Origin of the sequence: Micromonospora sp. NPDC047753 (assembly GCF_040642735.1) — a bacterium.
Lineage (GTDB): Bacteria > Actinomycetota > Actinomycetes > Mycobacteriales > Micromonosporaceae > Micromonospora.
In genome coordinates, this window is sequence record NZ_JBEYSL010000167.1 from 1 (window position 1) to 12,893 (window position 12,893).

Sequence of the window (12,893 nt, forward strand, 5' to 3'; positions counted from 1 at the left end):
TCGCGGGCGAGCAGGTCGGCGACGTACCGGGACAGTGCGAGGACCCGGGCCAGGCCGGGCGCCACCGACCAGCGGTTACCGCCGGTGGCGGGGTAGCTGACTCCGATGACGGGCGCGGAACTGGGTCGGACCTCGGCGGCCACGGTCGGCAGACCGACGGATGTCGCCGGTCCACCGGGCGGCGGCCCGGCGATGACCGGGTCGGTGGCGGGTTGCCCGGCGGCGGGCAGGCCGCACCCGGTGAGCAGCGCCACCACCAGCAGTGACGCCATCGAAGCGGGACCCCACCGGCGGGTAACCTTCGTCGACATGTCTCTCCCCTCGCGCGTCGCTCGGCGGCGGCGCGGAGGAGAAGACGGGTGACAGTGGCGAAAAGTTGATGTGACCCAGCGCTCAACCTTTTGCCGACCTCGCCCGTCTCTAGCTCTGTGGCACGGGGAGGGTTCGCGGTGGCGCGGGGTGACGCCGATTTCGTCGAGTTCGCGCGGGCGGCTTCCGCGCGACTGGTGCACGCCGCGTTCCTGATGACCGGTGACCACCACCAGGCCGAGGACGCCGCGCAGACCGCGCTGGTGCGCACCTACGCGTCATGGTCGCGCATCCACGACGACGACGCCTACGGGTACGCCCGCCGCACGTTGGTCAACCATCTGGTCGACGGGTGGCGACGGCCGATGCGGGAGTACCCGACCGACGAGGTGCCGGAGCAACGGCGTGGCGACGTGGCAGACGACGTGGCCACCCGGCGCTGGTTGATCACCATCCTCGGCGCGCTCAGCCCGCGGGAGCGCGCCATCGTCGTCCTGCGCTACTACTTCGACCTGCCCGAGGCGCAGGTGGCCCGGGAACTCTCCGTATCCGTCGGTACGGTCAAGAGCACCAGCTCGCGAGCCTTGGAGAAGTTGCGCACCGCCGCGCCCCGCACGGCCGACGAGAGGGCGCGCCGATGAGCGAGCTGGAAAGGCTCCGCGACGCCATGCGGGCGACCGAGCGCCCCGACGCCGTGCTCGATCTGGCCACCGTGATGCGCGAGGGACGTCGGCTGCGTACCCGTCGACGCGTCGCCGGAGCCGGGGCGGCGACGCTCGCTACCGGCCTGGCCGCCGTGGTCGTCGTGGTGGCTGTCGGCGCGTCCGGGCCGGGCGATCCGGCGCCGACCGAGCTCCCGCAGCCGGTCGCCGTCGCTCCACCGTCGGTCGGTGTCTCGCCGTGGGCGGAGAAGTCGCCGGGCTCCACGCCACCGCCGACGGTGGGCCGCGACGTGCCGCAGCCGAAGCCGATGGGCCAGATCGTGGACTCCCAGGTGCGGCACGGCGCCGACCGGCGGGTCTACTACTTCGTGTCGGTGTCCGTGCCCGGCGAACCCAAGGTGTCGATCGGTCTGGCCGCCGGTCGCCAGGCTCTGGACGGATCGCTGACCACGGACATCCTGGTCAACGACGTCCGCGGCAGTGACCGCAGCGCCGGGTTCCACCAGATCGGCTACGACGAGGGCGCTGCCGCGCCGGTGCCCACCTTCGGCTACTTCGTCGGCCCCGCCAACCGGATCATCGGCACGGTCGACGATCGGCAGGTCGACGCCCGAGTGGTGCCATGGAGTGCCGACAAGCAGGTGGTGATCTTCTGGTTCGACCCGGCGCAGCTCAGTCCGGGGGAGCGGCTGGACGGCATCGTCGCCCACGACGCCAGCGGCCGCCGACTCTGACGCGCTGCTGCCGCTCAGGCCAGCCGACGCTCGATGGTCACCGTCGTCCCCTCGGCGGTGGAGACCAGCCGCACGTCACCGTAGGCGTTCATCAGCAGCGCGCCGCGTCCCCGGTCCATCGCCGGCCGGCGGTCCCGCCAGGTACCGAAGTCCCGAACCGAGATCCGGATCAGCCCGCCACCCACCTGGACGCGCACCCGTACCTCTGGACGGCTGGGTCGCTGTGCGTGCTCGACGGCGTTGTTCATGGCCTCGGAGGCGGCGAGCAGGAGATCTTCCAGCACGTCCGGGTCGACGTCCAGCTCGACCAGCGCGCCCCGGACGTCCCGACGCATCGCGGCGGCCGAGGTCGGGGCGGACGGGAACGTCCACCCGACGTCCAGGAGGTCGCCCAGCCCGTCCGGCTCGGCCGGCGCCGGCTCGATGACGACCGCGTCGCGGACGGGGTCGACCGTCGGGCTCGGCGTGGCGGGACCGACCGGGGCGGTTCCGGCCGGGGGAGCTGCGGCAGCGACCGTCGGCGGGTCGCCGCCGACGGCCACGGCAGGGGTACGGTCGCGGGCCCGGCGGATGCTGGCCCGGATCCGGGCGATCAACTCGGCCGCGGCGAACGGTTTGACCACGTAGTCGTCGGCACCCAGGCTCAGGCCCTCCACGCTGGCCTCCCCACCCGCACGGGCGGAGAGCACGAGCACCGGCAGCGCCCGGGTCGTCGGGTCGGCGCGTAGTCGGCGCACCAGGTCGAAGCCGTCCAGCACCGGCATCATCACGTCGGTCAGGACCAGGTCGGGCAGATCACGGTGAATCTCGTCGAGGGCCTGCCGGCCGTCGGTGACGGCCCGCACCCGCCAGCCCTGCCCGGTGAGCAGCCGGGTGAGGTACGCCCGCATGTCGGTGTTGTCGTCGGCGAGCAGGATCCGGGCCCCGGCCAGCTCGTCGGTGGCCGCCCCGGACGTGGGATCGGGCTCGGTCGGCGCGTCGTCCGGTTCGGTGAGCCAGCCGATCGCCTCCTCGACTGCGGCGCGGGCCGCGTCACCCCGCCCGTCCACCGCCGGCCCGGTGATCGCGGTGCGGTACGCGGCCGACCAGGGCAGCGTCACGGTGAACCTGCTGCCGACGCCCACCTGGCTGGTCACGCGCACGTCGCCGCCCTCCAGCCGGGCCAACTCGTGCACCAGGGCCAGGCCGATGCCGGTGCCCTCGTGACTGCGCGAGCGGGCGCCCCGCACCCGGTGGAAGCGTTCGAAGAGTTTCGGCAGGTCCCGTTCCGCGATGCCGATGCCGGTGTCCGCGACGGTGAGGCGTACCTCCTCGTCGTCGGTGTCCAGGGTGACCCGGATACGGCCGATGAACGTGTACTTCAGCGCGTTGGAGAGCAGGTTCGTGACGATGCGTTCCCAGTTGACCGGGTCGACCGCGACCGGCCGGGGTAGCGGCGGGCAGCTCACCTCGAGGGTCAGCCCGGCCCGCTCGACGGCGGCCCGGAACACCCCGGCGAGTTCGGCGGTCAGCGCGGCCAGATCCACCATCCGGGCGTCGCTGCGCGCCCGGCCGGCCTCCAGGCTGGAGAAGGTGAGCAGGCTGTTGACCAGCGTCAACAGTCGGGTGGCGTTACGCCAGCCGGTCTCCACCCGCTCCCGCTGCACCGCCGCCAACGGCGCGGTGGCGTCGGTGAGGGCGTCGGTCAGCGGGCCGAGGATGAGGGTCAACGGGGTACGGAACTCGTGGCTGACGTTGGCGAAGAAGTCGGTCTTGACCCGGTCCAGTTCCGCCATCGCCTCGACCCGGCGCCGCTCCTCCTCGTACTCGCGGGCGTTTCGCAACGCCACGGAGATCTGCTGGGCGAGCAGTTGGTGGAAGGAGTGGTACGCCTCGTCGAGCCCCCGGCTGGGGCTGACCCCGGCGAGCAGGACGCCGAGCGGCTGATCCTCGTCGGCGGAGGGCAGCGGCAGCGCCAGCGCGGTGCGGACCGGGTCGTTCCACGGGCCGGCGGGCAGCGGCAGCCGGTCGGCGACGTCGGTCACCGGGGTCGCCCTGCCCTCGGCGGCGTCCGGCAGCCCCCAGGTGTACGAGGGCGGACCCGGGTCGGTCAGCTCGACGGCGTCCGGCAGGGCCCGAACGTGCCGGTGATCGCCGCCGGTGCAGGCGACCCGGCGCAGCGCCGTGCCGTCGCGCAGGTAGATGGCGGCGAACGGCACGTCCAGGGGGTGACCGTCGATCACGTCGATCAGCCGGGCGGCGGTGGCGTCCACGTCGACGGTGCGCCCGTCGCCGAGCACTGACAGGTCACGCAGGAGACGGAGCCGGCGTTCGCCGACCACCTGCTGGGTGACCTCGCTGCACACGGTCAGGACGCCGACGGTGCGGCCGTCGTCGTCGCGGGCCGGGGCGTGCGAGACGCTGAAGTACGCCTCCTCGCGGTAGCCGGCCCGCTCCAGCAGTAGTTGCAGCGCGGGGACCCAGCTGGCCACCCCGGTCGCCATGGCCTCCTCGATCAGCGGGGCGAGCACGGGCCAGCCCTCGGCCAGCGTCACCCGTACGTCGTCGCCGAGCGCGGCGGGGTGCTTGTCGCCGATCAGCGCCGAGTACGCGTCGTTGTAGAGCTGGGAGTAGCTCTCGCCCCAGAGCAGCAGCATGGGATATCGGGAGGAGAGCACCATCCGGACGGCGGCGCGCAGGCTCTGCGGCCAGCCGCCGACCGGGCCCAGCGGGGTGTCGGCCCAGTCCAGTCGGGCCATCAACCGCCCGGTGTCGCCGCCGCCGAGGAACAGGTCAGTGCTGGGTCGCGTCACGCTCGATCCGACCCCATCGCAAGCCCCCGTTCCGGGCCCAACGACCCCTGCCGCGTTACCTACCCATCCTGACACCTCTACTCACCTGTGCCGACGCCGGTACCCACCGTCGAACCGGCGGCGGTTCGGGACGAACGACCGATGCTCAAGAAATAGAGATCTGTCAGTGTCTCGGGTATCTCTCCAACCCCGAGGAGCCCCCATGAGAGGCAGAACGCTGAGCGCGGGAATCGCGCTTGCCGTGTTCGCCGGAATGACGGTGACGCTGGCTGCCCAGCCGGTAGCCGCGTCGCCCATGACCACGATGACGGAGGCCCGGCCGATCGCCGCGACCGCCGCCGCGTTGGCCGCGCCGGACATCTCCGTCACCAACGTCCAGGCGCACCTGACCCAGTTCAACACCATCGCCACCAGCAACGGTGGCAACCGACGGGCTGGCTCGGCCGGCTACACCGCCTCGCTCAACTACGTCAAGACCAGGCTCCAGTCGGCCGGCTACACCGTCAGCGAGCAGTACTGCTCCAGCTGCACGTACCCCTCGAACAACCTGATCGCCGAGTGGCCCGGCGGCCCGACCGACCAGGTGGTCATGTTCGGAGCGCACCTGGACGGCGTATCGGCCGGTCCGGGCATCAACGACAACGCCACCGGCTCGTCGACCCTGCTGGAGAACGCACTGGTCCTGGCCGCGCAGAACCCGACCATGACAAAGAAGGTGCGGTTCGCCTGGTGGACCGACGAGGAGCAGGGGCTCAACGGCTCCCGGTTCTACGTCAACTCGCTCAGCACCACCCAGCGCGGTTACATCAAGGGTTACTACAACTTCGACATGGTCGGCTCGACAAACGGCGGCTACTTCATCAACCGGGTCACCTCGACCACTGCGGCTCCGCTGAAGGCGTACTGGGACTCGTTGGGCCTGCAACCGGAGGAGAACGTCGAGGGTCAGGGCCGCTCCGACGACTACTACTTCCAGCAGGCCGGCATCCCCACCTCGGGCTACGCCGCCGGGGCCAGCGCCCGCAAGACCAGTTCCCAGGCGGCCAAGTGGGGTGGCACCGCCAACTCCGCGTACGACCCCTGCTACCACCGGTCCTGCGACACCACCGCCAACGTCAGCGCCACGGTGCTGAACCGCGCGGCCGACGGGGTCGCGTACGCGCTGTGGCAGCTCGCCGTGAGCGGCGGCACCCCGTCCTGCACCGGCGGCCAGGTGGTCGGAAACGGTGGCTTCGAGAGCGGCAGCACGCCGTGGACCGCGTCCTCCGGCGTGATCACCAACGCCAGCGCCCAGCCGGCCCGGACCGGGTCGTACAAGGCGTGGCTCAACGGCAACGGCCGCAGCGGCACCGAGAGCCTGACGCAGTCGGTGACACTGCCGGCAGGGTGCGCCAGCTACACGCTGTCCTTCTGGCTGCACATCGACACGGCCGAGACCACCAGCTCAACGGTGTACGACCGGCTCACCGTGCAGGTGGGGTCGACCACGCTGGCGACGTACTCGAATCTGAACAGGGCGTCCGGCTACGTCCAGCGCAGCTTCTCGGTGGCCGGGTTCGCCGGGCAGACGGTGACGCTGCGCTTCACCGGCACCGAGGACTCGTCGTTGCAGACCAGCTTCGTGATCGACGACGTGACGCTGGTGGCGAGCTGACCGCGTACCCCGAAAAGGGCCGCCGCCGGCAGTGTCCGGCGGCGGCCCGTCACGTCGTGGGTCAGGGGAGCTGTGGGTAGAGCGCGGCGACGCCGCCGGGGAACCCGGCCTGCACCCGCCGGCTGACGTCGTCGGCCACGATCTCGTAGGCGTCGGCCTCGATGCCGTCGACCGCGAGCCGGGCGATCGAGGCGGGGTCAGACTTGGGGCCGGTGATGGTCGCTGCCATGTCGGTGTCCAGGTAGCCGACGTGCAGGCCGGCGACGCGGACGTCCCGCTCGGCGAGCTGGAGGCGCAGCGCGTTCGTCATCGCCCACTCGGCGGACTTGGCGGCACCATACGACCCGTGCAGGGGGAAGTTCACCCAGGACAGGACGGACAGCACGTTGAGGATGGTTCCGCCGCCGTTGCCGGCGATGACCGGCGCGAACGCCCGGATCGTCGACAGGGTGCCGATGTAGTGGGTCTCCAACTCCAGCCGGACGAGGTCCAGGTCGCCGTCGAGCAGGTCGGTCCGGGTGTCGATGCCCGCGTTGTTGATCAGCAGGTTCACGCCGCCGGCCAGCTCGGCGGCGGCGGCCACCGAGGCGGGGTCGGTGATGTCGAGGCGGACCGGCGTCACGCCGGGCAGGTCGACGCTGTCGGGGTTGCGGGCGCCGGCGTAGACGGTGGCGCCCCGGGCGAGGAGGTCGGCGGCCAGGTGTCGGCCGAGGCCACGGTTGGCGCCGGTGACGAGGGCGGTGCTTCCAGCGATCTTCATGGCCGCCACGCTATCCGACCTGACTTCTGTCGAGCAAAGTCAGCTATGTCACGGCGGTGGTCGACGGGATCGGGAATACGACCCGGACGCGCCCACACCCCGACCGGTGACGACTCGTATCCTTTCCGCGAACCTCCGTACGAGCCGAGATGGGAGACGGTGTGAGCAACCAGGCCGAAACGTTGGAGTTCCAGGCCGAGGCGCGTCAGCTCCTCCAGTTGGTGGTCCACTCGATCTATTCGAACAAGGACGTCTTCCTGCGGGAACTCATCTCGAACGCGTCCGACGCCCTGGACAAGCTCCGGCTGGCCACCCTCGTCGACAAGGACCTCGTCGCCGACACCGACGACCTGCACGTCGCCCTGGAAGTCGACCGCGACGCCCGCACCCTCACCGTGCGCGACAACGGCATCGGGATGACCCGCGACGAGGTCGTCACGCTGATCGGCACGATCGCCAAGATCGACGCCCGCCGCTCCGGCGTACGCCCGGTGGTCATCGACGTCGGCTCGCCCTGGCGGCTGCTGGCCCGGTTCGGCTACCACTTCGCCTCACTGATCGCCATCATCGTGTTCCTCGCCATCGGTGTGTCCGCGACGCGGGCCGTCGTGTTCGCCATCGTCCTCGCCGTCGTGCTCTCCTACCTGGACCGGGCGCACCGACTCACCCCGGGCCGGCTGGTGACCGCGCTCGTCACCGGCGTACGCGGCGTCCTCGCCGTCACCGCGGTCTGCGCCGCCGCCGGCATCATCACGGCGACCACCACGAAGACCGGCCTCGGGCCGCAGGCGGCGGCGTTGCTGATCGGCGGGGCGCAGGCGGCCACGTCGGACCCGACCCTGGTGCTGGTGCTCACCGCGCTGCTCGCCGCCGTCGCGCTCAGCCTGCTGGGCCTGGCCGTTCCGGTCACCGCGTCGTTCGTGATCGGTTGGGTGATCGTCGGTCCAGCCCTGCTCGACCTGGGCGTCACCGCGCCGGCGGCGGCGATGTTCGTCTTCTACTTCGCGGTGCTGTCCGAGGTGTCCCCGCCGACCGCGCTCGCCGCGGTGGCCGCCGCCGCGGTCACCGGCGGCCGGCTGGTGCCGACCATGTGGCAGACCCTGCGGTACGCGCTGCCGGCCTACCTGACCCCGATCGCGTTCGTCATCACGCCGGCGGGGCTCGGTCTGCTCGGCATCGGTGGTGTCCAGCGGATCGCCTTCGCCGCCGGCGTCACAGCGCTCAGCGTGACGGTGCTCGCCGTCGCCGCCGGTGGCTGGCTGCCCGGTGTGGGCCCGGCCGGCGTACCGGAGCGGGTGCTGGGCGCTCTCGCCGGCGTCACATTGCTCTGGCTCGAACCCGTGCCGGTCACTGTCGGCGCGGCGCTGGCCGCCGTCGCGGCGGCGGGCGTGTTCGTCCGACGCGGCGCCGCCGGCCGGTCAACGTCCGGATCACCAGCAAATCCTGTGGAGGAACAACTGTGAGACGAATCGACGTACGGCTCGCGGCGGGCGTGAGCGCGCTCGCCCTCGTCGCGGTCGGTGCCGCGGGTTGCGGAGGTCAGCAGGGCGGCGCGGCCACTGACGACACGGCCAGCGAGGTCACCTGCGAGGTGACCAAGGAGACCCGCGTCGGCATCGCCACCGGCAACGCGACGGGCGTCTACTACGTGGTCGGCAACGCCCTGGCCGGGCAGTTGTCCGGGGCGACCGGCGGCAAGCTCACCGGCACCGCCGCCGAGACCGGCGCCTCGGTGCAGAACGTCGAGCAACTGGTCGGTGGCCAGTACGACGTGGCCTTCTCGCTGTTCGACACGGCGGTCAACGCGGTGGAGGGCAAGGGCAGCTTCACCGAGCCGCAGCCGGTGCAGGCGCTGACCCGCATGTACGACAACTACACGCAGGTGGTGGTCCGCAACGACTCCGGGATCACCTCGGTGGCCGACATGCGCGGCAAGCGGATCTCCACAGGCTCACCGAAGTCCGGCACCGAGGTGATCGCGAACCGGCTGTTGGAGGCCGCCGGTCTCGACCCGGCCAAGGACATCCGGGCGCAGCGACTGGACCTCACCAAGACTGTCGAGGGGATCAAGGACGGCAGCGTCGACGGCTTCTTCTGGTCCGGTGGTCTGCCCACCGGTGGCCTCACCGACCTGTTCACCACGGCCGGCAACTCGGTGAAGTTCGTCGACGTCTCGCCGTTGCTGCCGAAGATGACCGCGCTGAGCCCCGGCTACCAGGAAGGCACGATCGGCCGGGACGCGTACAAGACGGCGAGCGACACCCCGACCATCGTCGTGCCCAACGTGCTGCTGGTCCGCAAGGATCTGGACGCCAACGTGGCCTGCGCGATCACCCGGACGGTGTTCGACAAGCGCGACGCTCTGGCCCAGGCCAACCCGGCGGCCAAGGGGATCACGCTGGAGAGGGCCCGCCGGACCCTGCCGGTGCCGCTGCACCGCGGCGCCGAGAAGGCGCTGAACGACCTCGGCGCGAACTGACCCGACCGGTCAGCCGTCGGCCGGCGCGGTGGCGGCGCGGGCCACACCGACCAGCCGGTCGGTGTCGGCGAGCACTGCGTCGTCGTCGGTCGGAGTGCCGGGGTCGAGTCGGACCGTCCAGGTCAGACCGTCGACCCCGGCCACGCGTCGGGCCGCGACCCGCGCCGCGCCGCCGGGCACCGGCTGGTGCTCGGTGTACGCGACCGAACGGGTCACCCGGGCCCGCACCTGGTGCGGCAGCTCCCCCGGGTCGAGCAGCAGGTACGTCTCGGCCGGACCGTCGGCGACCACCGTGTAACCGTCGCGCTCGACGACGGGCTCGGCGGGAGTGACTGTCAACTGCCGGCCGGACCAGACCGCCTTGAGGATGGTGTGCCAACCGAGCCGGTGCCCTCGACCGGGCAGCCACAACCCGAGGTTGGTGGCGACCACCACCCCGTCGCCCTCGCCGTTGCCGGCGGCGGCCCAGGCCACCACCCGCTCGTCGGCGGTCAGCGGCGGCCGGTCGGCCGGCGGCAGCTTCGGCTTGCGGCTGAACAGTCCCATCTAGAGCCCTCCCGCAGCCTGCTCGCGCAACGCCCGGGCGTGCTGCTCCAGGGACAGCAGCTCACCGAAGGCGGCGAAGTACTCGTCCTTGTTGTTGACCGGGTTGATCCGCTGGATGCGTGACTTGAGGTCCCGGACCCGGGCGGTCACCGACCCGAACTGCACCCGGGCCATGGTGATCGACACGTAGCGCGGGTCCGGCTCGCCGTCGATCCGCAGTGGTTCGACGGCCAGCTCACCGACCAGCGCCGCTGCCGCCAGGTCCTCGCAGGCGTCGCGGACCGACTCGATCCAGACCGCGCCGCCGGTCGCCGACGCGGCACCACCGGCCGCCGCGATGGCCGTACGCACCGCCACGTGCACCGGGTGGCGGTATTCGGTGGCCTCGACCGTGTCGAACATCGGCCCGGCCAGGACCGGTTGCTGGAGGGCGAGTTTGAGCGCCTCCCGCTCGACCATCGACTGCGGGCTGTCCACCGCCGGCTCGGGGCGGGCGGAGGTTGGCCGACCGGCGGGGGCGGCCTCGCGGGTGCCGGACGGCGTGGTGTTGCCGGCGGCGAGCACCGCCCGCTGCACCGGCTCGATCTCCATGCCGAGGTCCATGGCGAGCTTGCGGACGTACTCGGGGCGCTTCTCCCGGTCCTTCAGGCGCGCGACCAGCGGCGCGGCGTGGCGCATCGCCTCGACCCGGCCGTCGACGGTGTCCAGGTCGAAGCGGCTGATCACGTGCCGCAGCGCGAAGTCGACGAGCGGCTCACGGCGGGCGACCAGGTCACGCACCGCCAGGTCGCCCTTGGCCAGCCGCAGGTCGCACGGGTCCATGTTGTCCGGGCTGACCGCGATGAACGTGCGCCCGACGAAGCGCTGGTCGTCTTCGAAGGCGCGCAACGCGGCCTTCTGCCCGGCGGCGTCACCGTCGAAGGTGAAGATGATCTCGCCGGCCACCTCGTCGCTGTCGAACAGGAGCCGGCGCAGGACGGAGATGTGGTCCGCGGCGAAGGCGGTGCCGCAGGTCGCCACCGCAGTGGTCACTCCGGCCAGGTGACAGGCCATCACGTCGGTGTAACCCTCGACGATCACCGCCCGACCCTGCTTGGCGATCTCCCGCTTGGCCTGGTCGATGCCGTAGAGCACGTGCGACTTCTTGTAGATCGGCGTCTCGGGCGTGTTCAGGTACTTCGGGCCGTCGTCGTCATCGAAGAGCTTGCGCGCGCCGAAGCCGATCACGTCGCCGGCGAGGTCGCGGATCGGCCAGAGCAGCCGGCGACGGAACCTGTCGATCAGGGTGCCGGAACGGGACTCCCGGGACAGCCCTGCGGTGACCAGCTCCTGGTGGGTGAAGCCCTGCTGGCGCAGGTGCTTGGTGAGCGGGTCCCAACCCTCCGGCGCGAAGCCACAGCCGTAGCGCTCGGCGGCGGCCCGGTCGAAGCCCCGGCGCGCCAGGAACTCCCGTGCCGCCCGCGCGCCGGCGGTGCTCAGTTGCGCGCTGTAGAACTCGACGGCGGCGGCGTGCGCGGCGACCAGGCGCTGCCGCTGACCCTGCTGCGGGCGGGGACGCGGGGTGCCCTTGTCGTCCTCGATGTAGCGCAGTTGGATGCCAGCGCGACCGGCCAGCCGCTCGACGGACTCCACGAAGCTGAGATGGTCGGCGTCCATCAGGAACTTGATCGCGTCCCCGCCGGCCCCGCAGCCGAAGCAGTACCAGACGTTGCGGGCCGGGGACACGTTGAACGACGGACTCTTCTCGTCGTGGAACGGGCACAGACCCTTGAGGTTGCCGCCGCCGGCGGACTTCAGGGTGACCGTCTCGGAGATCACATCCCCGATCGAGGTGCGTTCCCGGACCAGTGCGATGTCCTCGTCCCGGATCCGCCCAGCCATGCGCCACCCCCTCGCCGTACATCCTGCCCTGCCGGACCGACGACACGCCGGCCGGGGGACGCCGGTGTGGCGGCGGCCGCTGCCGGCTGGGCGGTTCCGGCCCGCAGGCCGGGTCCGCCCGGGGACCATGACCAGATGCGCCGGGTACGCAGCCAAGCCCCCCGCCTGCCGAGATGGCTGGCCGGCCGGGTCGGGCTACCCGATCAGACCCCGGGTGCGGACGAAGCCGGACACCGCCACGCCACCTGGCTGGAGCTCTTCCTCGACCTCATCTTCGTGTACGCGCTGGCGGCGGTGGTGGCTCGGCTGGGTGACGAGCCGAGCCCGTCGCCGACCGACGTACTGGCCGTGATCGGGCTCTTCGTGGTGATCCAGTGGGCCTGGATGGGACAGGTCTACTACGACACCCGGTTCGACCCGGACGACGCGCTGCACCGGGTGCTGGTGCTCGTCGCGCTGGTGGGCGCGGGCGCGATGACACTCGGGGTCGACGAGGTGCCGGAGAGCGTGCTCCTGCCCATCGGGTACCTGATCGTGCGGGGTGTGCTGCTCCTGCTGTACCTGCGCGCCCGTTCCACCAGTCCGATGGCCCGGATGGTGACGACCATCTACCTGATCGGCTTCGGGTCGGGCTGGTTGATCTGGTTGGTGTCGCTGATCGTGCCCACCGAGCTGCGACCCGTCCTGTGGTTCGTCGCGATGCTGATCGAACTGTCGACGCCCTGGGTCGGGGCGCGTTGGCTCAACCGCTGGCCGGTGGACAACAGGCACCTGCCGGAACGGATCGGGCAGTTCACCATCATCGTGCTGGGTAGCGCGCTGGCCAGCCTGCTCTTCGCCGTGCCGGACCACCCCCCGCCCCACATGATCCTCACCGCCGCGTTGGCCTTCCTGATCCCGGCGGCCGTCTGGTGGGTCTACACCACATTCGTCACCACCCGCCTGCTCCAGCGCCGGCTGCGCGGCGGCCAGGCGTACAGCTACCTGCACATTCCGCTCGGCGGTGCGCTGCTGCTGCTCGGCTGGTCACTCGGGCAGGTGGTCCGGCTGGTCGACGACAACGCCAACCACCTGCC

8 protein-coding genes and 3 pseudogenes are annotated in these 12,893 nt (G+C 71.5%); 6 read left to right on the top strand and 5 right to left on the bottom strand.

Annotated elements, in window-relative coordinates:
• Window positions 1-311 (bottom strand): annotated as a pseudogene (locus tag ABZ749_RS16315) (hypothetical protein); the annotation flags it as partial.
• A gap of 138 nt (window positions 312-449) precedes the next feature.
• Between ABZ749_RS16315 and ABZ749_RS16320 the strand changes: the two are divergent.
• Window positions 450-950, top strand: a complete 501-nt coding sequence (locus tag ABZ749_RS16320) for a SigE family RNA polymerase sigma factor (protein ID WP_357228380.1) — start codon at window positions 450-452, stop codon at window positions 948-950.
• Window positions 947-1,705 carry a hypothetical protein gene (locus ABZ749_RS16325; RefSeq protein WP_357228383.1) on the top strand — a complete coding sequence of 253 codons (759 nt, stop codon included), beginning with the start codon at window positions 947-949 and terminating at the stop codon, window positions 1,703-1,705. The genes ABZ749_RS16320 and ABZ749_RS16325 overlap by 4 nt, the downstream gene beginning before the upstream one ends.
• A gap of 14 nt (window positions 1,706-1,719) precedes the next feature.
• Here ABZ749_RS16325 and ABZ749_RS16330 read toward each other — a convergent pair whose 3' ends face one another.
• Window positions 1,720-4,497, bottom strand: coding sequence for an ATP-binding protein (locus tag ABZ749_RS16330; protein ID WP_357228386.1), 2,778 nt, complete (start codon window positions 4,495-4,497; stop codon window positions 1,720-1,722).
• A gap of 202 nt (window positions 4,498-4,699) precedes the next feature.
• Between ABZ749_RS16330 and ABZ749_RS16335 the strand changes: the two genes are divergently transcribed.
• On the top strand, window positions 4,700-6,151 hold the full coding sequence (locus ABZ749_RS16335) for a M28 family peptidase (RefSeq protein ID WP_357228389.1): 1,452 nt from the start codon (window positions 4,700-4,702) through the stop codon (window positions 6,149-6,151).
• Between the two features lie 61 nt (window positions 6,152-6,212).
• Here ABZ749_RS16335 and ABZ749_RS16340 read toward each other — a convergent pair whose 3' ends face one another.
• Window positions 6,213-6,911: an SDR family oxidoreductase gene (locus ABZ749_RS16340; RefSeq protein WP_357228392.1), complete on the bottom strand. Its 699-nt coding sequence runs from the start codon at window positions 6,909-6,911 to the stop codon at window positions 6,213-6,215.
• 149 nt (window positions 6,912-7,060) lie between these two features.
• On the opposite strand from ABZ749_RS16340, the pseudogene ABZ749_RS16345 reads away from it, so the two are divergent.
• A pseudogene (locus ABZ749_RS16345) lies at window positions 7,061-8,269 on the top strand (TRAP transporter large permease subunit); the annotation flags it as partial.
• 101 nt (window positions 8,270-8,370) lie between these two features.
• Window positions 8,371-9,390, top strand: a complete 1,020-nt coding sequence (locus ABZ749_RS16350; RefSeq protein ID WP_357228395.1) for a TAXI family TRAP transporter solute-binding subunit — start codon at window positions 8,371-8,373, stop codon at window positions 9,388-9,390.
• 9 nt (window positions 9,391-9,399) lie between these two features.
• Here the strand turns inward: ABZ749_RS16350 and ABZ749_RS16355 are convergent, their stop codons facing one another.
• On the bottom strand, window positions 9,400-9,936 hold the full coding sequence (locus ABZ749_RS16355; RefSeq protein ID WP_355009809.1) for a hypothetical protein: 537 nt from the start codon (window positions 9,934-9,936) through the stop codon (window positions 9,400-9,402).
• Window positions 9,937-11,839, bottom strand: a pseudogene (gene dnaG, locus ABZ749_RS16360) (DNA primase). It abuts the gene before it with no gap.
• A 113-nt stretch (window positions 11,840-11,952) separates the two neighbouring features.
• On the opposite strand from dnaG, the gene ABZ749_RS16365 reads away from it, so the two are divergent.
• A partial coding sequence (locus tag ABZ749_RS16365; protein ID WP_357228398.1) for a low temperature requirement protein A occupies window positions 11,953-12,893 on the top strand: 941 nt, incomplete at its 3' end.